Origin of the sequence: Ectobacillus ponti, from assembly GCF_024294785.1 — a bacterium.
GTDB lineage: Bacteria > Bacillota > Bacilli > Bacillales > Bacillaceae_G > Ectobacillus > Ectobacillus ponti.
In genome coordinates, this window is sequence record NZ_JANCLT010000094.1 from 1 (window position 1) to 567 (window position 567).

Genomic DNA, 567 nt, shown 5'->3' on the forward strand with positions numbered 1-567 from the left:
TCTTGAGCTTCTGGGCCTCGGCGCGCAGCTGGCTCAGGAGACGGGCGGCGTCGCTCAGGATGGAGACCTTGTCGGCCCTCGGCGGCTTGCCGGGCTCCAAGATCGCGCTGAGCTCGTTGAACCTTTCATTGAGCCTGTCTCGCCGGAGCTTTTCGCGGCAAGCCTTGGTGCCCGGCGGTGCGCTCGATTCTGGACGAGATCTTTTCTTGGAGGCAGAGTTGTCCTGGCCGCCGCTGCCGTCCTCCTTCCTGGGAACGTCGAAGCCCAGTAGCACGCTGGAGACGGCCGCGGGGTCGTCGACCATGTAGATGAAGTCGGAGCCCTGGATCTCCTCCTCCACCAGCCCGTACTCGAGCAGCCACCCGCTCTGCCCGGCGCCCCCGCAGCTCATCGCGGCCAATCCAAAAGCACGAGCTCTCTCCCTTCCCTTGCTACGCAAAACGCAAACGCAACGGCAAACGCAAGCGAGTGGAGAATGCGATATGCGATCGGGGGCAGGCACGCGCCTCCCCTCCCCCCGCCTTTTTGGCGCGACTAAGCGGCAGCGCGCACGCGAGCGCGACGTGG

The 567-nt window shown here is 65.6% G+C and carries 1 protein-coding gene; it reads right to left on the bottom strand.

Translation table 11 applies throughout. From position 1 onward, the window contains the following. The coding region (locus NK662_RS24720; protein ID WP_254761367.1) for a helix-loop-helix domain-containing protein at positions 1-391 on the bottom strand (391 nt) is incomplete at its 3' end. Positions 392-567 lie beyond the last annotated feature (176 nt).